Raw genomic sequence first — 18,819 nt, forward strand, 5'->3', positions numbered from 1 at the left:
CACCGACGGGCGCCGGGCGCCGTCCGGCGCGGTGTCAGCCGTCGAGAAGGTCGTCGACCGTGCCGTCGACGGGGCGGCCCCGGGCCGCCAGCTCGTCCGCCTGGCGGGTCAGGACGACGCCCACCTCGGTCATGTCCGCGCCCGCCAGTCCCGTCCGACGCACCGCGTCGCCCGGGTCCCGGAAGTAGGTGCGGTTGAGCAGGCCGGCGACCGTGGCCGCCGCCAGCCGCGCCTCGCCGAGCATCAGCAGCGCCTGGTCGGTCTCGTACCACTCGGCCAGCCGGGCGGCCCGGGCGTGCGCCGCGCCGCCCCGGTACCAGGCCCGGCGGGCCGCCGTGCTGAACTCGGCCGGCCTGGCCCGGGCCAGCCGGCCCAGGTGCTCGTCGCGCAGCGTGCGCAGCCAGCCGGTGGGGTCGTGCAGCGCCCGGGTGCTGACGTAGCGGTCGGCGGTCAGCGGCCAGAGCGGGGAGATCACCCGGGCCTGGCGCAGGTAGTCGTCGGCGCCGGCCACGGTCAGGTCGACCAGCACGCCGTCGACCCGCCGGGTCGCCGGGGACGGCCCGCCGCCGGGCCGGTACGTCACCACCAGCAGCCCGACCTCGCCGTCCCCGCCGCCGTCGTCGTCGCCGTGGGCGAGGGGGCCGTGCACCGCGACCGCCAGCACGTCGGCCGGGAACCGCCGGCGCACGGCGTCGGCGACCCGTTCGGCCACCGCCCACCGTGGATCGTCGGGGTGGGGTTCGCCGTCGGCGCCGGTCACCGCACCAGCCTATTCGCGGGCGGTGGGCCCGCCCGGCACGCCGCGCCCGGTGGGCACCAGCCGGAAGACGAGGATCTCCCGGCCGCCGGCCCGCTGGGCGTACGCGCGGTAGGCGGGCCACTCGGTGACCAGCAGCGTCCAGAGGCGGTCCCGTTCGGCGCCGGTGGCGACCTCGGCGCGCACCGGGACGCGGCGCCCCTTGACGGCCACCTCGGCGGCCGGATCGGCGCGCAGGTTCATCGCCCAGCCGGGCTGGTGGGTCTGGCCGAAGTTGGAGCCGACCACCACGTACGCGTCGCCGTCGGGCACGTAGAGCAGCGGATTGCTGCGCGGCTTGCCGGAGCGGCGGCCGGTGGTCGTGATGACCAGCGACGGGATGAGCCCGAGCGCGACCACCCGCCCCCGGGTGAGCCGCCCCACCATCCGGTCGGCGGGGACGAGCAGGCGGACGGCGGCGCCGAACCAGCGGTGGTGACCGACACGGCGGGTCAGGGCTCCCAGTACGGGCACGGCGACCAGTGTGCCCGCTCCCGGCCCGTCAGTCGAGACGTCGCTCGATCGGCAGCCGGGACCGGGTGAAGAAGCCCGCGCCGAGCATCGCGACCAGCGGCACCACCACCAGGACGCCGAGCGTGGTCCAGGGGACCACCACCGGGTACGGCTCCGTGACCGGCCACAGCGCGGCGTACCGGCGGTTGAGGGCGGTCAGGATGATCGACGCGGAGCCGAGGCCGGCGACGATGCCGAGCGCGGAGCCCAGCACGGCGATCACCCCGGACTGGCAGAGCGAGAGCAGCCGGCGCAGTCCCGGGCCGGCGCCGACCGCCGCGAGGGTGGACAGGTCGGCCCGCCCCTCGGCCGCCGCCAGCCCGGTGGCGATGGCGGCGGCGCCCAGGGTGATCACCCCGGCGGCGGCGGCCAGCAGGAGCAGCAGCGGCCGCCCCGCGTCGCCCTGCGTGCCCCGGTCGATCTCGACCTGCGCGTGCAGTGGACGTACGGCGGCGACGAACCGGTCCTGCCGGTCCTCGTCGGGCACGCCGTCGGCGGCGATCGCCCAACCGAGCGGGTGGACGCTCAGGCCGAGCCGCCCGGCGGCCGCCGGGGAGAGCAGCAGCCGGTCCGCCCCCAGCGCGGTGGGCAGCGCATACCCGGCGACGGTGGTGAGGGCCTGGGGATCGGGCCGGGCCTGTCCGGCGCGGGTCACCCGCACGTCGACCCGCCCGTCGCGCACGTAGCGCGGATCGGTCACGACCGCGCCGCCGGCCCGCAGCACGGCGGTGGCGGCGGCGACGTCGGCGGGGGCTGCGCCGGTGAGCGCCGGCAGGGCCGACCCGTCGTCCACCAGGACGTGGAAGTACCGGCCGAGGTGCTCCTCGGGTTCCGTGCAGCGGGCGTCGGCGCGGGCCCGGCGCTGCTGCTCCGGGGTGAGCCTCTCGCCCGGCGTCCACGGGCAGGCGCGCTCGGCGGGCAGCACCGGCGAGACCTCGCACAGGTCGGTGGCCGTCCCGCACCGGGGCTCCGCCAGCGGCGCCACCGTCCGGACCCCCAGGTGGGCGCGCGCGGCCTCGCTGACCCCGGGCAGGTCGGGCAGGGTCTCCCTGTCCGACCCGGTGACCAGCACCGTGGTGGCCGGCAGGGCCGGCAGGTACATCGTGGCCGACCGGGCGTCGTCGCTGGCCAGGTACACCCCGATGGCGACGCTGCCGGCGACCGCGGCCATCACGGCGGAGATCGCGGGCGCGGTCGACGACCGGTTGCGGCTGGCGTCGCGCAGCGCGATCCGGGGCGCCAGCGGCAGCGACCGCCCGAGGCGGGCGAGCAGGCCGACGAGCGTCGGGGTGGCGAAGACCAGGCCCAGCTCGCCGAGGACGAGGCCGGCCAGGATGACCGCCGGCGCCGTCCGGGCCGCCCCGAACGCGGCCACCGCGGCCCCGGCGGCGGCCAGGACCGCCCCGGCGGTCAACCAGCGTCGCCGGTGCGCCGGCGGGGTGCGCCGGCCGGCCAGCCCCGCCACCACGTCCTGCCGGGCGGCCGTCCAGGCCGGGGCCAGCGCGGCCAGCACCCCGGCCAGCACCGCGACGGCGGCGATCGCCGCGAGGGCCTCCGGCCACCAGCGGTACGCGCCGAAGCGGGCGCCGAAGAGGTGCTGCTCCACCAGGGAGCGGCCGGCGAACGCGGCGACGACGCCCAGCGCGACCCCGAGGGCGGCGCCGACGGCACCCAGCACCACGCCGTCGGCCAGCACGATGCGGCGCAGGTGGGCGTCGTCCCCGCCCGCCACGGCGACCAGCGCGAGGTCCCGGCGCCGCCGCCGTACGCCGACCGCGAAGGCCGGCCCGACGAGCAGCACCACCTCCAGCAGCCCCAGCCCGCCGACGAGCACCGAGACGCTCATCCCCTCCACGTCCATGGCGGAGCGGCCGTACGGCGCGAACGTGACGGTGTCCGACGCCGGTGCGGGGACCCGGGCGTGCACCACGACGCCGTGGGCGTTGAGCCGGCGGAACAGCTCCTCGTCGGGGTCGCCGGGCAGGTCGACCAGCCAGCTCGTGCCGGGCTCGGCCTCCATCCGCCCCTCCGACGGGTGCAGCGTCACCACCGGGCCCAGGTCGTCGGGGTACTCGGCCACCCCGACCACCCGCCAGGAGCGGGCGCCGTCGCCGGAGGTGACGGTGCCGCCGAGCCGGGCGTCGAGGCGGCGCAGGGCTGCCGGGCTGACCGCGATCTCGTCCGGCCCGGCCGGCGCCCGCCCCGCGTGGAACCGGACCAGCCCCCGCCCGAGCGGATCGGTGAGGTCCACGGCGCGGCCCGTGAGCGTGTCGTCGATCCGCTCGCCGACCAGGGCGTCGAACGACACCCAGCGGCGCAGCGGGACCACCCGGCTCCCGGCCGGCAGCAGGGCGGCCACCTGCCCGGCGGTGACGGGCCCGGCCGAGGGGCCGTCGTCCGGGTCGGTACGCCAGGCGTCGGCCCAGGCGCTCTGCACGAGGGGGGTCCGCGTCACCCAGCTCAGCTCCGCGTCGGCCGCGCCGAGCTGGCGGTCGGCCCGCTCGACCGGGGTCAGCTCGGACATCCGCCAGCTCACCGCGGTGAAGCTCAGCACCAGCACCGGCAGCGTGATCATCGCGAGCACCAGCGCCGTACGCCCCCGGGCGCGCCGGGCCTCCCGCCGGGCGATCCGCAGCGCGGCCCACCAGGAACCGGCGGCCCGGGCGAGCCGGCCGCCCCGGCCCGCGCTCACCGACCGCTGCCGCTCAGCAGCTGCTCCACGCTGCCCAGCGGCGCCGTCGTGTCGACGAGCACCCCGTCGCGGAGGAAGACCACCCGGTCGGCCCAGGCGGCGTGGCGCGCCTCGTGGGTGACCAGCACGGCGGCGGCCCCGGCGTCGACGCGCCGGCGCAGCAGGTGCAGCACCGCCTCGCCGGTCTGCGAGTCCAGCGCGCCGGTCGGTTCGTCGGCGAGCACCAGCCGGCGCTCCCCGACGAGCGCGCGGGCGATGGCCACCCGCTGCTGCTGCCCACCGGAGAGCTGGTCGGGGAACCGGTCGCCCAGCTCGGGCAGTCCCACCTCGGCCAGCGCGTCCAGCGCGAGGCGGCGGGCCCGGCGTACGCCCGTGCCGTCGAGTTCGAGGGGGAGGGCGACGTTCTCCACGGCGCTGAGGCTGCCGAGCAGGTTGAGGTCCTGGAAGACGTAGCCGATGCGGCGGCGGCGCACCTGGGCCAGCCGCCGCCGGTCGAGGGCGCCGAGCGGCTCGCCCTCCACGTACACCTCGCCCGCGGTCGGGCCGTCCAGCCCGCCGGCCAGGGCGAGCAGGGTCGACTTCCCCGAGCCGGACGGTCCCATCACGGCGACGAGTTCCCCCGCGCGCACGGCGAGGCTCACCCCGCGCAGCGCGTGCACGGCCGCCGCGCCGGCGCCGTGGGTGCGGTGCACGTCACGCACGTCCAGCACCGGTGTGGTCGGGCTCCCGTCCGCCGGCCGGTTCCCCGTGCTCACCGTCGCGCCTCCTCGTCCGCCCGGTCCACCGCCTCGGCAGGCGTCGTCGGGACGCGGCCGGGCTCCGCCGGACGGTAGCGCACCAGGCTGGTCTCGCAGTGGTCCAGCCAGCGCACCTCGGCCTCGGCCTGGAAGACCATGGCGTCCAGCACCAGCCGCCACGGCAGGTCCTCGGGGCGGTCGCTGGCGTACTTCAACCGGGTCAACTCCTGCAACGTCCGCATGGTCGCGCTGCGCTGGGTCTGCACCACCGACCGGACGTCCACCCCGGGGGTGGTCAGCGCGAGGGCGAGCTTGATCGCCAGCTCGTCCCGGGGCCGGTCGGTGCGGCTGATCGGAGTGGCGAACCACAGGGCCAGGTCCGTCCGCCCGGCGTCGGTGATCTCGTACGGGCGCTGCCCCGTCTCGCTCTCGGGCAGCGACCGGACCAGCCCGTCCCGCTCCAGCCGGGACAGGGTGGTGTAGACCTGCCCGATGTTCAGCGGCCAGGTCGAGCCGGTCGACTCCTCGAACGCGGCGCGCAGCTGGTAGCCGTACATCTGGCCGCGTTCGAGCAGGGCGAGCAGCCCGTGACGGATGGACATGGCAACGGAGTATGCATACCTGGTATGCGACCCGCAACCGGAGTGGGCGTCGAGGGCCGTCCGGTCAGGCGGGTCGGCCCGGGAACGGCACCGTCAGCGGGGTGATCCCGGCCGTCCGTCGCCAGCGGGTGGCCCGTACGGCGTACTCGACCAGGGCGGCCAGGGCCCTGTCCCGGTCGGCGCCGCTGGTGGCCGGCACCACCGCCCGCCAGAACGCGGCCGTGCGCTCCTCCACCTCGGCGGCCAGCCGCAGCGCGCTCGCCCGGTCGGTGACCGGGAACGGCAGCGTGTAGCCGGCCCGGTCCGGGGGGACGATCCCGCCACCGGCGCTCAACTGCACGATCAGGTCGTCGCGGCGGCGCCGGTGCGCGGCCTCCGCCTCCTTCGCGGCGGTCCGGGCGGCGCCGGTGAGGCGTACCCCGATGGGCCCGTAGGCCCAGATCGCGGCGTACTCGGCGGAGAGCGCCGCACCCAGCGCCCCGGCCGGCCCCGGCGGTGTCGGCGAGGTCACCTCAGCGCCTCCACGTGCGTGGCCCGGGCGGCGGCGATCGAGGCGAGCAGCGCGGCCCGCTCCGCCGGCGCCGCCGCGCAGGCCCGGGTCGCCGCCTCCCGGGCGGCGCGCTCGTCCTCGCGTAGCGCGGCCCGCGCCGCCGCCGGGTCGCCCGGCGCGGCGGGCGTGGCCGCGGCGGACGCCGAGGGCAGCGGTACGCCGATGAGCCGGGCCAGTTCGGTCGCGTGCGCGCGGTGCGCCTCGGCGATCGGCGTGAGCAGGCCGGCGAGCGCGGGGTGCGCGGCGGCGGCGTCCCGGTGCCCGGCGGCGAGCCGGAGCGACTCGTCGAGCAGCGGCGTGAGCGGATCCGGCCCGGGGGTGGGCTCGTCGTCGCGGCTCAGGAGGCCGCAGCCGGTCAGCGGCGCCGCCGCTCCGCCGAGCGCCAGGAGCACCCCGGCGCGCAGCACCTTTCGCCGGGAATGCCCCGTCGTCTCGCCGCGTCGTGTCGTTCTGCCCGTCGCCACCGGACAAGTCAACACCATCACCGGCCGTACGTGGGCGACCGGCGTCGGTGCGCCGCCCGGCCCGACGCGCGGCAGGCGCGTTACGCTCTGCGCAGCCACCGGCGCGTCAGCTCCGGTGGCGTGCCGGCATGGCGGCCGACCGGGTGCCGTCGATCAGCAGGAGGGTGCGGAGATGACGCAGCGTGGCCGTGCCACGAGGTCGACGGGTCCGGCGGGGAGACCCCGACGCGCCGACGCCCCACGGGGTGGGGAGCGTGCCGGCGGCCCGCGCGGCGACCTCGCCGCCCGGCGGGCCCGGCTGCGCGAGGTGATCGAGCCGGTGGTCGCCGGCGCCGGTTACGACCTGGAGGAACTCTCCGTGTCCCGCGCCGGCCGGCGGCACGTGGTGCGGGTGATCGTGGACGCCGACGGCGGGATCAACCTGGATGCCGTCGCCGAGGTCTCCCGGGCCGTGTCCGCGGCTCTCGACGCGGCCGAGGAGGCCTCCGGTGACCTCGTCGCCGGGGAGTACCAGCTGGAGGTCAGCTCCCCCGGCGTGGACCGGCCGCTCACCCTGCCCCGGCACTGGCGGCGCAACGTCGGCCGGCTGGTGAAGGTGACCGCCCGCGGCGCGGGCGCCCCGTCCGGCGAGCGGGCCGGGCAGCCCACCGGCGACCGGCAGGTCACCGGCCGGGTGGTCGAGGCCGACGACGAGCGCGTGGTGCTGGAGACCGACACCGGCCGCGCCGCGTGGACGTACGCAGAGCTCGGCCCCGGCCGGGTGCAGGTCGAGTTCCACCGCCTCGACGAGATCGAGGATACGGACGAACCCGACGACATGGACGACACCGACGACTTCGACGACGAAGATGATGTGGAGGACGAGGAGAGGTGAACATCGACCTCGCGGCGCTGCGCGCACTCGAGCGCGAGCGGGAGATCCCGTTCGACACGATCCTCGCGGCGATCGAGACCGCGCTGCTGACCGCCTACCGGCACACCGAGGGGGCGGAGTCGCACGCCCGGGTGGAGATCGACCGCAAGTCCGGCGCGGCCCTGGTCTACGCGCAGGAGCTGGACGACGACGGCACCGTCGTACGGGAGTGGGACGACACCCCGCACGACTTCGGGCGGATCGCCGCCATGACGGCCAAGCAGGTGATCCTCCAGCGACTGCGGGAGGCCACCGACGAGGTGCACTTCGGCGAGTACGTGGGCCGCGACGGTGACCTGGTCACCGGCGTGGTGCAGGCGCACGAGGCGCGCAGCGAGAAGGGCATCGTCAGCGTCGACCTCGGCAAGCTGGAGGGCGTCCTGCCGCAGTCCGAGCAGGTGCCCGGCGAGCGTTACGCGCACGGCGAGCGGATCCGCTGCGTGGTGGTGCACGTGGCCAAGGGGATGCGTGGGCCGCAGATCACCCTCTCCCGGTCGCACCCGGCGCTGGTCAAGAAGCTCTTCGCGCTCGAGGTGCCGGAGATCGCCGACGGCACGGTCGAGATCGGCGCGATCGCACGTGAGGCGGGTCACCGCACGAAGATCGCGGTCCGCTCCACCACCCAGGGGGTTAACGCCAAGGGCGCCTGCATCGGCCCGATGGGGCAGCGGGTACGGGCCGTCATGAGCGAGCTGCACGGCGAGAAGATCGACATCATCGACTGGTCGGACGACCCGGCGACGTTCGTCGGCAACGCCCTGTCGCCGGCCAAGGCCCTGCGGGTCGAGGTGGTCGACCTGGCCACCCGCACCGCCCGGGTCACCGTCCCGGACTTCCAGCTCTCCCTCGCCATCGGCCGGGAGGGGCAGAACGCCCGACTTGCTGCCCGGTTGACCGGTTGGCGGATCGACATCCGGTCCGACGCCGAGCAGTCCGGTGCCGCCGGCCGGGGCGGAGCTGATCACGTCCCGGAGCCGGGCGGCGCGATCTCGGGCGCCTAGGGGTAGACTTTCTCCAGTGGTACGACGCGCGCTGCCGGAACGCACCTGTGTGGGTTGCCGGCGACGTGCGCCGGCCAGCGAATTGCTGCGGATCGTCGCGGTCGGCGACGAGGCTGGTCACAGCCTCCGGCCCGATCCGGCCCGCAGGCTGCCGGGTCGGGGAGCGAACATGCACCCGGATCCGGCCTGCTTCGCGCAAGCGGTGCGGCGACGCGCTTTCGGGCGTGCGCTGCGCCTCACCGGGGTCCCCGACCACGGTGAGCTTGCGGAGCACGTCGATGCGCCAACCACTACGTCCGGTCAGCCCGACCGGGCGAGGGTCGCTAGCAGGGTAGGACGACCGACATGAGCACACGATGAAGTCCCTGAAATGACCAGGCTTCAAGTGCACGAGTGAGGTCGCTGCGGGTGCTGCCCGCACGACCTCGGAGTGAGGAGTGCAGTGGCAGGTAAGGCCCGCGTACACGAGCTTGCAAAAGAGCTCGGGGTCGAAAGCAAGACCGTTCTCGCCAAGCTCAAGGAGATGGGCGAGTTCGTGAAGTCCGCGTCCAGCACCGTCGAGGCGCCCGTCGCCCGACGGCTGCGGAGCGCATTCGTCGCCGGCGCCGGTTCTCCGGCACCGGCCGCCCCACCGGCGGCCGCCCCGGCGCCGACCCCGACCCCGACGCCCTCTCCGGCCCCCGGTGGGCCCCGGGTCTCGGCCAAGCCGATGCCGCCCCGGCGGCCGGCCGCGCCGGCGCCCGGTCCCAAGCCCAAGGGCCCGGTGCCCGGTCCGCCGCAGCCCGCGGCCCCGGTCGCCAAGCCGGCGAGTGCCCACGACATCGAGGTGGCGGCCGCCGAGGCGCGTGCCGCCGCGCTGAAGGCCGAGCAGGAGGCGGCGGTCAAGGCCGCCCAGGCCGCTCGGCAGCAGCAGCGTGAGAACGTCCGCCGGGAGCCCCCGGCGGACGGTGGCAACCGTCCCGGTCCCCGACCGGGCCCGGGTGCCATGCCGCCCCGCCCGGGTTCCCCGGCCGCCGGTCGTCCCGGCACGCCGGCACCGGGCCCGGGTGGTCGTCCGGGCGGGCGTCCGCCGGCGCGCGGCGCCGGTAACAACCCGTTCGGCATCCAGGGCAGCCAGCAGCAGCAGCGGCCTCCGGCCGCCGGTGCGGGTGGTCCCCGGCCCAGCCCGGCCGGCATGCCGCCGCGTCCGAGCCCGGCCTCCATGCCGCCCCGTCCGAGCCCGGCCTCCATGCCGAGCCAGCGTCCCGCTACCGGTCGCCCCGGCCCCGGTGGCGCCGGTCGCGGTCCCGGTGGCGGCGCGGGTCGTCCCGGTGGCGGCGGCGGTGGCGGTGGCTTCCGCGGCGGTCCCGGTGGCGGCGGCGGTGGCGGTGGCTTCCGCGGCGGTCCCGGTGGCGGCGGCGGTGGCGGTGGCTACCGTGGCGGTCCCGGTGGCGGCGGCGGTGCGCCGGGCGGCGGTTTCCGTCCGGGTGCTCCGGCCGGCGGCGGCGGTCGTCCGGGTGGTGGCGGTCGTGGCCGTGGCGGCGGCGCCGCGGGTGCCTTCGGGCGTCCGGGCGGCCGGCCGACGCGCGGTCGCAAGTCCAAGAAGCAGCGCAGACAGGAGTTCGACAACCTGTCGGCCCCGACCATGAGCTCGGGTGCCCCCCGGGGTCAGGGTCAGGTCGTCCGGCTCTCCCGTGGCGCCTCGCTGTCGGACTTCGCCGACAAGATCAACGCCAACCCGGGTTCGCTGGTCCAGGAGATGTTCAACCTGGGCGAGATGGTTACGGCGACCCAGTCGTGCTCCGACGACACCCTGCTCCTGCTGGGTGAGCACCTCGGCTTCAACGTGCAGATCGTCAGCCCGGAGGACGAGGACCGCGAGCTGCTCGCGCAGTTCAACATCGACCTCGACGCCGAGGTCGCGGAGGACCGCCTGGTCGACCGTGCGCCGGTCGTGACCGTCATGGGTCACGTCGACCACGGTAAGACCAAGCTGCTCGACGCGATCCGCAAGGCGAACGTCGTGGCCGGCGAGGCGGGTGGCATCACCCAGCACATCGGTGCCTACCAGGTCCACGTGCCGCACGAGGGCGAGGACCGCGCGGTGACCTTCATCGACACCCCGGGTCACGAGGCGTTCACCGCCATGCGTGCCCGTGGTGCCCAGGTCACCGACATCGTGGTGCTCGTCGTCGCGGCCGACGACGGTGTCATGCCGCAGACGATCGAGGCGTTGAACCACGCCAAGGCGGCCGACGTGCCGATCGTGGTGGCGGTCAACAAGGTCGACAAGCCGGAGGCGAACCCGGACAAGGTCCGCCAGCAGCTGACCGAGTACGGCCTCGTCGCCGAGGAGTACGGCGGCGACACCATGTTCGTCAACGTGGCGGCGAAGCCGGGCATCGGCATCGACGAGCTGCTCGAGGCGGTCCTGCTGACCGCCGACGCGTCGCTGGAGCTGACCGCTCCGATCGACGGGCCGGCGCAGGGTGTGGCCATCGAGGCGCACCTGGACAAGGGCCGCGGTGCGGTGGCGACGGTGCTGGTGCAGAAGGGCACCCTGCGGGCGGGCGACTCCATCGTCGCCGGCGGGGCGCACGGCCGGGTCCGGGCGATGCTCGACGAGAACGGCAACCAGGTCGCCGAGGCAGGTCCGGCCCGTCCGGTCCTGGTGCTCGGTCTGACCGCGGTGCCCGGTGCCGGCGACACGTTCCTGGCGGCCGAGGACGACCGCACGGTGCGCCAGATCGCCGAGCAGCGGCAGGCACGGCGGCGGGCGGCGTCGTTCGCCAACTCCCGCGGCCGGGCCACCCTCGAGACGCTCATGGAGCAGCTCAAGGAGGGCGAGAAGACCTCGCTCAACCTGGTGCTCAAGGGCGACGTCTCCGGTTCCGTGGAGGCCCTCGAGGACGCGCTGTTCAACCTCGACATCCCGGAGGAGGTCCAGCTCAGGATCATCCACCGGGGCGTGGGCGCGATCACCGAGAGCGACGTCATGCTCGCGAGCGCGTCGTCCGAGCCGGTCACGATCATCGGTTTCAACGTGCGGGCCGCCAACAAGGTCCGCGAGATCGCCGACCGCGAGGCTGTGGAGATCCGGTACTACACCGTGATCTACCAGGCCATCGAGGAGATCGAGGCCGCGCTCAAGGGCCTGCTCAAGCCGGAGTACGAGGAGGTCGAGCTGGGCACCGCGGAGATCCGCGACGTCTTCCGCTCGTCCAAGATCGGCAACATCTCCGGTTGCATCGTCCGGTCGGGCATCATCCGGCGTAACGCCAAGGCGCGCCTGCTGCGGGACGGGTCGGTGGTGGCGGACAACCTCACCGTCAGCTCGCTCAAGCGGTTCAAGGACGACGCCACGGAGGTGCGCGAGGGCTTCGAGTGTGGTCTGACCCTGGGTGGTTACAACAACGTCCAGGTCGGCGACATCATCGAGACCTTCGAGATGCGGGAGAAGGTTCGCGCCTGATCCGCTGAACCACTGATCGAGGGGTTTGCGCCGAAAGGCGTAAACCCCTTGATCATGTGGGGGGTCGTGCGGGTATCGTCCGGGGCGATGTTCACCGGAACCGCGGTCTTCGACCTGCTGCTGCCGGGCGACTCCAGGTCGCTCAAGGCCAAGAGATCATACGTACGGCCGATCGTGGCGGCGCTGCGCCGTTTCGAGGTGTCGGCCGCCGAAGTGGGAGCGCTCGACCTGCACGGTCGGGCCGAGATCGCCGTGGCCGTGGTGGCCGCCGAGGCGTCGCACGTCCGCGAGGTGCTGGACTCCTGCGAGCGCCTGGTGGCCGGCCGGCCGGAGACCGAGTTGCTCTCGGTGCGCCGGCGGCTGTACGGCGAAGAGGACTGACCCGGCGGCACCCGTCCGCCGGGTGGCCGGGACGGTGCCGGCGGCGCGCGGCGCGGGTGGCCGCGCGGGTAGTGTTCGAGTTGTTGGGCCGTCGGCTCCGGGGCGCTCCGCGTCGCCGGACGGCGGCCGGGAGCGGTACGCCGTGGAGGTGGCGAAGATGTCGGATCCGGCCAAGGTACGCCGGCACGCGGAGCGGGTGCGTGAACTGGTGGCGTCGGTGGTGCGCAGCCAGATCAAGGATCCCCGGCTCGGCATGATCACCATCACCGACGCCCGGATCACCGCCGATTTGCGCGACGCGACCGTCTTCTACACGGTGCTCGGCGACGCGGCGGCCCAGGCGGGCACGGCGGCGGCGCTGGAGAGCGCCAAGGGCATGCTGCGCAGCACCGTCGGCAAGGCGCTCGGGCTGCGGCACTCGCCGACGCTGACCTTCGTCCTGGACGACGTGCAGGATCAGGTCAAGCACATCGACGACCTGCTCGCCCAGGCCCGCAACGCCGACGCCGAGGTGCAGCGCATCGCCGCCCGGGCCGAGTACGCGGGCGAGCCCCAGCCGTACCGGCTGGACGAGGACGAGGACGCCGACGAGGCACGCGACGCCGACGAGGACGCCGACGAGACCCCGCCCCGGGGCGGGGACCCGCGGTGACCGAGCCCTCCGGCGGCACGACCGGTGGCGCCCTCGCCGAGGCGCCGCCACCGGTCGACTCCGGCCCGACCGAGGCGGACTGGGCCGCCGCCGTCGCGGCCGTGCGGGACCTGCCGCCGGACGGGCGGGTGCTGCTGATCTGCCACGTCAACCCGGACGGGGACGCGCTGGGCAGCATGCTCGGCTTCGGGCTCGGGCTGCGTCGGCTGGGCGCGTGGCGGATGCAGGCGACCTTCCCCGGCCCGCCGGAGGTGCCGGAGCCGTTCCGGGGGCTGCCCGGGCTCGACCTGCTGGTGCCGGCGACCGAGGCGTACCCGGAACCGGACCTGGTGATCTGCTTCGACGCGGCCAGCGAGTCGCGCCTCGGCGACCTGGTCGACCGGCTGGAGACCGCCGGCGCCGCGCTGGTGCTCGACCACCACGCGTCGAACACCCGCTTCGGCCGGATCAACCTGGTGGACCCGCACGCGGCGGCCACTTCGGTGGTCGCCGAGGGCCTGCTCGCCCGGCTCGGCGTCCCGCTGGACGCCGCGATCGCGGAGTGTCTCTACGTCGCCCTGAGCACCGACACCGGCTCGTTCCGGTTCGAGGCGACGACTCCGGCGGTGCACCAGCTGGCGGCCCGCCTGCTGGCGACCGGCATCCGGCCCGGTGACATCTCCCGCCGGATCTTCGACACCCGGCCGTTCGGCGCCGTCCGCCTCTTCGGCGAGGTGCTCGGCCGGGCCCGTCTGGAACCCGCCGGGGCCGCCGGGCACGGTCTGGTGTGGACGTACGCGACCCAGGACGACCTGGCCCGGCACGATCAGCGCCCGTACGTGCTGGAGGCGCTGATCGACTCGGTCCGGTGCACCGCCGAGGCCGACGTGAGCTGCGTGGTCAAGCAGACGCCGACCGGCGACTGGGCGGTGTCGATGCGCAGCAAGGGCGCGGTCGACGTCAGCCGGGTGGCGGTCGCGCTGGGCGGCGGTGGCCACCGCTTCGCCGCGGGCTTCACCGGTTCGGGGACGGTCGACGAGGTCGTCGACCGGATCCGCGCGGAGCTCGACGGCGCGCTGACCGGCCCCGGCCGGCGCTGATCGGAAGGGCCGGCACTCCGAAGATCAGGGAGAGCTCGGGGAGTGTCCGTCTTCCCGGTTGCGGCGAGTACGGGGAGAATCGCTGGATGGAACAGCCCCACGACCTCACCGTCGAGGCGCCCCGCGCCTGGGACCGTCCCGCCGTCACCGTGCCGGTGCTCGTCTGCCTCTCGCTGGTCGGCGGCCGGTTCCCGTCCTTCTCGACCGAGGCCAATCTCTGGACCCTCGGCACCGGCGGGGTGCTGATCTGGCTGGGCCTGAGCAACCGGGTGCCCCGGCGGCCCGCGCCGCGCCGGCTGGGCACCCCGGCGGCCTGGTGGGCCCTGCCGGTGGTGGTCTTCGGGGTCTTCGAGGGGACCACGTTCGTGCTGGCGGCGGGGGACGACTTTCCCACCTTCTCGAGGCTGGCCGATCCGCTGCTCGAGGACCAGCTGGTCCGCTCGGCGGTCTGGCTGGGCTGGCTGTCGGCGTTCTGGGGGCTGGTGCGGCGATGATGCGGATGCTGGCCATCTGGGGCTTCGTGGCTTCCCTGGTGCTCTTCGCCGCCGTCGAGTGGGCGGCCCGCCGCGAGGGCTCGCGGATCCCCACGATCGGCGAGGTCTGCGCCTATGTGATGCGCTACGAGGTGGGCCCGGTGCCGGTCGGCCGGATCGGCCTGTTCGGCTTCTGGTGGTGGCTGGGCTGGCACTTCCTGGCCCGCTGACCGCACGCACCGCATCCCGTCGGGGACCCGTGACGCGCGCCGGCTCCGGACGAACGTGAGTCCAAATCGCGGGAACACCGGGCAGCATGTGGAACTGAACGATAGCTTGGGAATTGGCCGGCGTCGTGTGGCGGCGCTGGCCGTGGGCGGTGTCGCCGCACCCGGTGGCGCCTCCCTCCAGGGTCGGACCGACCCGGGCTCTCGCTGCCCACAGCCGCTCCGGTGACCCCGGACCGCTGCCGGGCGCGCAGCACGACCGCCCGTGAGGGCTGCCGCCGGTCGGCGGCCCACGCCCTGGAAGGGGACCACCATGCCGAGCAAGCCCAAGCCGCAGACCACCGACGAGGCCCGCGAGCAGATGCGCCGCGCGCTGCAGACGTCCATGGACACCCGTCAGTGACCGACGCCGACCGGCGGTGACGTCGCCGGCGTACGCGCCGACAGCGTCACCGCCCATCCGGCCCCGGGCTCCGGTCGCGGCCGTCCGCCGTCCCCGGTCCGTGAGCGGCTTCCCGCCCGGACCACCGGTAGGTCGGACACCTACGCCGGTGCGCCCGCCGGCCGGTCGGCCCCGGGATCGCGCAGCTCGGCCGTCACGGTCCCCGTGTGCGCCGGATCCTCGTCGTCGGCAACGCGGGCGCCGGTAGGAGCACCCTGTCCCGTCAGGCCGCCCGTCGGCTCGGCCTCCCAGTGATCCACCTGGACCGGCAGTACCGGCAGCCCGGCTGGGCAACCCCGGGCGACGCCCGCTGGCGGGCCACGGTCGCCGAACCCGCCGACCGGCCGGCCTGGGCGCTGGACTGCAACCATGGGGCACACCCGCCCCCACCTGCCCCGTGCCGACCTCCTCGTCTTCCGCGACTCCGGCCGGCTGCTCTGCCGCCGCTGGGCGCGTCGCGCCACGGGCCGTCCCGACCTTCCGCCTGGCTGCCCGGAGACGACCGACGCCGAGTTCCTCCGGTACGTGTGGCGCTGTTCCCGCCGGTCCCGTCCGCGGCTGCGCACCGCGATCGCCACACACTCGCCGGCGCTCCCGGCGCTCCCGGCGCTCCCGGCGCTCCCGGCGCTCCCGGCGCTCCCGGCGCTCCCGGCGCTCCCGTTGATCCGGCGCGGGCGAGGGGTTGTGCTTCCCGCGCCGCCCCTCGCCCGCGCCACCTTCGAACGAAGGGAATCCGATGTCCGACCCGAAGACCGACGAGTGCCTCGCGACCGGGGCGACGATCACCGTGACCCCGATCGGTCGGGTTCACAACGGGCGGGTGGACCCGGGCGAGTCGGACCACTGGGGCGACGTGGTGAGCACCATCGTGGTCGAGCCGCGCTTCGGGGAGGCATGTCTTACCGGGCTCGCCGATTTTTCCCACGTGGAGGTGGTCTTCTTCTTCGACCGCCTCGCGGAACGGCAGGACTACCGGCCGCCGTCGCGGCCCCGGGGCCGGGCCGACCTGCCCGAGGTCGGGGTGTTCGCCGACCGCGGTCCGCGACGGCCCAACCGGATCGGCTGCACCGTCTGCGACGTCGTCTCGGCAGACGGCCGAAAGTTGCGGGTACGGGGGCTGGACGCGGTCGACGGCACCCCGGTCCTTGACGTCAAGCCGGTGATGCGGCAGTTCCTCCCGGAAGGTGTCCGGCAACCGGAGTGGGTCGACCGCCTGATGGCGGAGTACTTCGGCGGCCAGCCCGAGCCGCCGACGGGCACCGAAACCCCGGGGCACGCCGGGACGGTGCTGCGCTAGGGTGCGGGCATGAGGCCGTTCCAGGGCGTTCTGCCCCCGCCGCGCTCCTGACCGGAGCGCCCCACCACCGGTCGCGTCCCCGCGTGCGGCGACTGCGGCCGGTCCTTCGCACGTGGCCCGCCAGACCGGGGCCGCAGAACCCAGGTGGTAACGCCCGCCTCTTCTTCGTCGTGCGTGCGCTCCGACAGACGTCGTCCCCTGTCAACGTCTCGATCCGCCCTGGAGCGCACCTGTGTCCCGAACGTCCTTTTCTGGCCCCTCCGCGTCCCCGTCCACTCCGCACCCGGCCGGCGGCGTACGCCGAGGGCTGCTGTACGTCACCGCCGCCGCCGTGCTCTGGGGCACCACCGGCGTCGCCGTGCAGCTCGTCCGCGAGTCCACCACGCTCACCCCGACGGCCATCGGGTTCCACCGTCTCGCCATCGGCGCGCTGGTGCTGGTCGCCCTGCTCGCGCGCCGCCTCAAGCCGGTGCTCGCGGCGCTGCGGTCGGAACCGGTCGCCCTCGTCGGCGTCGGGATCGGGCTCGGGGGCTACCAGGCGTTGTACTTCCTCGCCGTCGCGTCGGGCGGCGTCGGGGTGGCCACCGTGGTCAGCCTGGGGCTCGCCCCGGTCCTCGTCTTCGGCTGGGAGTCGCTGCGCGCACGGCGGCTGCCCGGGCGGACGATGCTGGGTGCCCTGGTGGCGGGCGTCATCGGCCTCGTGCTGATCACGGTGTCGGTCGGGGAGCCGGGCACGACCGCGCCGCGCCCGCTGCTCGGGCTGCTCGCGGCGTTCGGCTCGGGGGTGGGCTATGCCGCCAGCACGGTGCTCAGCCGGCACGCCGCGCAGCGCGTCGCGCCGATGACGCTCACCACCGTGTCGGCGGTGGTCGGCGCGTTGGCGCTGGCCCCGATCGCGCTGGCCGAGGGGATCGGCGTCCCGGCCCGGATCGCGCCGATCGGCCTGCTGCTCCACCTCGGGGTGGTCACCACGGCGGTGGCGTACGCCCTGTTCTACGCCGGGCTGCGCAGCATCACCGGCAGCGCCGCCGCGCTGGCCACCCTGGCGGAGCCGCTCACCGCCGTGCTGCTCGCGGGCTGGATCGTGGGTGAGTCGCTGCCTGTGCCGGTGCTCGTCGGGGGAGTGCTCCTGCTCGGCGCGGTGACCGTCGTCCACCTCTCTCCCGGTAAGTAACCACGCCGCTTGCGATCCTTACCTGGCCGTGCCAGGATCGGCGGCGATGAGCCAATCCGTCGCCTTCGAACCCCGCGCCGTCGCGCCCCGCCGGATCGCCGCGCTGGCCCTGCCGGCGCTGGTGGTGCTGGCCGCCGAACCGATCTACGTGCTCGTGGACACGGCGGTGGTGGGGCACCTCGGCCGGGTGCCGCTGGCCGCCCTCGCCGTCGGCGGCACGGTGCTGACGCTCATCGCCTGGCTCGGCACGGTGGTCGCGTACGGCACGACGGGGCGGTCGGCCCGGCGGTTCGGGGCGGGCGACCGGGCGTCCGCCGTCGCCGAGGGCGTGCAGGCGTCGTGGTTGGCCCTCGGGGTGGGGGTGCTGGTCGCGCTCGGGATGCAGATCGGCGGCGGGGCGTTGGCGCGTACCCTCGCCGGAGGCCCCGGCGAGGTGGCCGACGCCGCCGCGCAGTGGCTGCGGGTCGCGGCGCTCGGCGCGCCCGGGCTGCTGCTCGCCGCCGCGGGCAACGGCTGGCTGCGCGGCGTGCAGGACATGCGCCGCCCGCTGATGTTCGTGCTCGGCCCGAACGTGCTCTCCGCCGTGCTCTGCCCGCTGCTGGTCTATCCGGCCGGGCTCGGGCTGGTCGGTTCCGCCGTGGCCAACGTGATCGCGCAGACCATCGGCGGAGTGCTCTTCGCCGGGGCGCTGGTCGCCGAACGGGTCTCGCTGCGCCCGCGCCCGAGGCTGATCGGGCAGCAGTTGGCGCTCAGCCGGGACCTGCTCATCCGGGGCGTCGCGTTCCAGGCCAGCTTCCTCTCCGCCACCGCCGTCGCCGCCCGCTTCGGCGCCGCCGCCGTCGGCGCGCACCAGATCGCCCTGCAACTGTGGTTCTTCACCGCCCTGGTGCTCGACGCGCTCGCCATCGCCGCCCAGTCCCTGATCGGCGCCGCACTCGGGGCCGGCGAGGACGCCGCGGCCCGGCACCTGGCCCGCCGGATCGGGCTGCTCGGCGGCGTCTGCGGCGTGGCGTTCGCCGTGCTCGTCGCCGCCGGCGCCGGCGTGGTCCCCGGCTGGTTCAGCTCCGATCCGCAGGTACGCGAGCAGGCCATGCTCGCCTGGCCGTGGTTCGTGGCGATGCTGCCGCTGGCCGGCGTCGTGTTCGCCCTCGACGGCGTGCTGATCGGCGCGGGCGACGTCCGCTACCTGCGCAACCTCACCATCCTGGCCGCGCTCGGCGGCTTCCTGCCCGCCATCTGGCTGGCGTACGGGCTCGACCTCGGCCTCGGCGGCATCTGGGCGGGCCTCACGCTCTTCGTGGCGCTCCGGCTGGTGGCCCTGCTGCTGCGGCTGCGCTCCGGGGCCTGGGCCGTGGTCGGCGCTGTGCGCTGAGCC

19 protein-coding genes are annotated in these 18,819 nt (G+C 75.4%); 12 read left to right on the forward strand and 7 right to left on the reverse strand.

What is annotated here, in order from left to right; translation table 11 throughout:
• Positions 1 to 34: 34 nt before the first annotated feature.
• From AC0OO9_RS22230 to AC0OO9_RS22260, 7 genes are all read right to left on the reverse strand, one after another.
• A complete protein-coding gene (locus AC0OO9_RS22230) occupies positions 35 to 760 on the reverse strand; it encodes a nucleotidyltransferase domain-containing protein (RefSeq protein ID WP_484512088.1) in 726 nt (241 codons plus the stop codon).
• A gap of 9 nt (positions 761 to 769) precedes the next feature.
• Entirely contained in the window at positions 770 to 1,270 is a 501-nt protein-coding gene (locus AC0OO9_RS22235) for a nitroreductase/quinone reductase family protein (RefSeq protein ID WP_151455952.1), read from the reverse strand.
• Positions 1,271 to 1,298: 28 nt separating this feature from the next.
• The gene (locus tag AC0OO9_RS22240; RefSeq protein WP_484512090.1) at positions 1,299 to 4,001 is read right to left on the reverse strand and encodes an FtsX-like permease family protein; all 2,703 of its coding nucleotides are present in this window, start codon (positions 3,999 to 4,001) and stop codon (positions 1,299 to 1,301) included.
• On the reverse strand, positions 3,998 to 4,756 hold the full coding sequence (locus AC0OO9_RS22245) for an ABC transporter ATP-binding protein (protein ID WP_357577406.1): 759 nt from the start codon (positions 4,754 to 4,756) through the stop codon (positions 3,998 to 4,000). Before AC0OO9_RS22245 ends, AC0OO9_RS22240 begins: the two co-directional genes overlap by 4 nt.
• On the reverse strand, positions 4,753 to 5,340 hold the full coding sequence (locus AC0OO9_RS22250) for a PadR family transcriptional regulator (RefSeq protein ID WP_151455950.1): 588 nt from the start codon (positions 5,338 to 5,340) through the stop codon (positions 4,753 to 4,755). The genes AC0OO9_RS22245 and AC0OO9_RS22250 overlap by 4 nt, the downstream gene beginning before the upstream one ends.
• Before the next feature lie 64 nt (positions 5,341 to 5,404).
• Positions 5,405 to 5,851, reverse strand: coding sequence for a ferritin-like domain-containing protein (locus AC0OO9_RS22255; RefSeq protein WP_484512093.1), 447 nt, complete (start codon positions 5,849 to 5,851; stop codon positions 5,405 to 5,407).
• Positions 5,848 to 6,297: a hypothetical protein gene (locus AC0OO9_RS22260; RefSeq protein ID WP_421458653.1), complete on the reverse strand. Its 450-nt coding sequence runs from the start codon at positions 6,295 to 6,297 to the stop codon at positions 5,848 to 5,850. Before AC0OO9_RS22260 ends, AC0OO9_RS22255 begins: the two co-directional genes overlap by 4 nt.
• 229 nt (positions 6,298 to 6,526) lie before the next feature.
• On the opposite strand from AC0OO9_RS22260, the gene rimP reads away from it, so the two are divergent.
• The 12 genes from rimP (at position 6,527) to AC0OO9_RS22320 (ending at position 18,816) form a co-directional block, all read left to right on the forward strand.
• Positions 6,527 to 7,228, forward strand: a complete 702-nt coding sequence (gene rimP / locus AC0OO9_RS22265; protein ID WP_484512095.1) for a ribosome maturation factor RimP — start codon at positions 6,527 to 6,529, stop codon at positions 7,226 to 7,228.
• Positions 7,225 to 8,268 (forward strand): transcription termination factor NusA, encoded by a 1,044-nt coding sequence (gene nusA, locus AC0OO9_RS22270; RefSeq protein WP_421457806.1) that lies wholly within the window; start codon positions 7,225 to 7,227, stop codon positions 8,266 to 8,268. Before rimP ends, nusA begins: the two co-directional genes overlap by 4 nt.
• 16 nt (positions 8,269 to 8,284) lie before the next feature.
• A complete protein-coding gene (locus tag AC0OO9_RS22275; protein ID WP_132232814.1) occupies positions 8,285 to 8,617 on the forward strand; it encodes a YlxR family protein in 333 nt (110 codons plus the stop codon).
• A 93-nt stretch (positions 8,618 to 8,710) separates the two neighbouring features.
• Positions 8,711 to 11,719, forward strand: coding sequence for a translation initiation factor IF-2 (infB, locus tag AC0OO9_RS22280; protein WP_484512097.1), 3,009 nt, complete (start codon positions 8,711 to 8,713; stop codon positions 11,717 to 11,719).
• 87 nt (positions 11,720 to 11,806) lie between these two features.
• Positions 11,807 to 12,100, forward strand: a complete 294-nt coding sequence (locus AC0OO9_RS22285; protein WP_101414636.1) for a DUF503 domain-containing protein — start codon at positions 11,807 to 11,809, stop codon at positions 12,098 to 12,100.
• 157 nt (positions 12,101 to 12,257) lie between these two features.
• The gene (gene rbfA / locus AC0OO9_RS22290; protein ID WP_393165601.1) at positions 12,258 to 12,752 is read left to right on the forward strand and encodes a 30S ribosome-binding factor RbfA; all 495 of its coding nucleotides are present in this window, start codon (positions 12,258 to 12,260) and stop codon (positions 12,750 to 12,752) included.
• 101 nt (positions 12,753 to 12,853) lie between these two features.
• Positions 12,854 to 13,831: a DHH family phosphoesterase gene (locus AC0OO9_RS22295; RefSeq protein ID WP_484518012.1), complete on the forward strand. Its 978-nt coding sequence runs from the start codon at positions 12,854 to 12,856 to the stop codon at positions 13,829 to 13,831.
• Positions 13,832 to 13,917: 86 nt separating this feature from the next.
• Positions 13,918 to 14,325: a hypothetical protein gene (locus AC0OO9_RS22300; protein ID WP_132232822.1), complete on the forward strand. Its 408-nt coding sequence runs from the start codon at positions 13,918 to 13,920 to the stop codon at positions 14,323 to 14,325.
• Positions 14,325 to 14,534 carry a DUF6186 family protein gene (locus AC0OO9_RS22305; protein ID WP_484518013.1) on the forward strand — a complete coding sequence of 70 codons (210 nt, stop codon included), beginning with the start codon at positions 14,325 to 14,327 and terminating at the stop codon, positions 14,532 to 14,534. Before AC0OO9_RS22300 ends, AC0OO9_RS22305 begins: the two co-directional genes overlap by 1 nt.
• A 1,175-nt stretch (positions 14,535 to 15,709) precedes the next feature.
• Positions 15,710 to 16,270, forward strand: a complete 561-nt coding sequence (locus AC0OO9_RS22310; RefSeq protein ID WP_484512100.1) for an SAM-dependent methyltransferase — start codon at positions 15,710 to 15,712, stop codon at positions 16,268 to 16,270.
• A gap of 232 nt (positions 16,271 to 16,502) precedes the next feature.
• Positions 16,503 to 17,444 carry a DMT family transporter gene (locus tag AC0OO9_RS22315; RefSeq protein WP_484512102.1) on the forward strand — a complete coding sequence of 314 codons (942 nt, stop codon included), beginning with the start codon at positions 16,503 to 16,505 and terminating at the stop codon, positions 17,442 to 17,444.
• A 46-nt stretch (positions 17,445 to 17,490) separates the two neighbouring features.
• Entirely contained in the window at positions 17,491 to 18,816 is a 1,326-nt protein-coding gene (locus AC0OO9_RS22320; RefSeq protein ID WP_484512103.1) for an MATE family efflux transporter, read from the forward strand.
• Positions 18,817 to 18,819 lie beyond the last annotated feature (3 nt).

Source organism: Micromonospora sp. USAFONa4 (genome assembly GCF_057197825.1).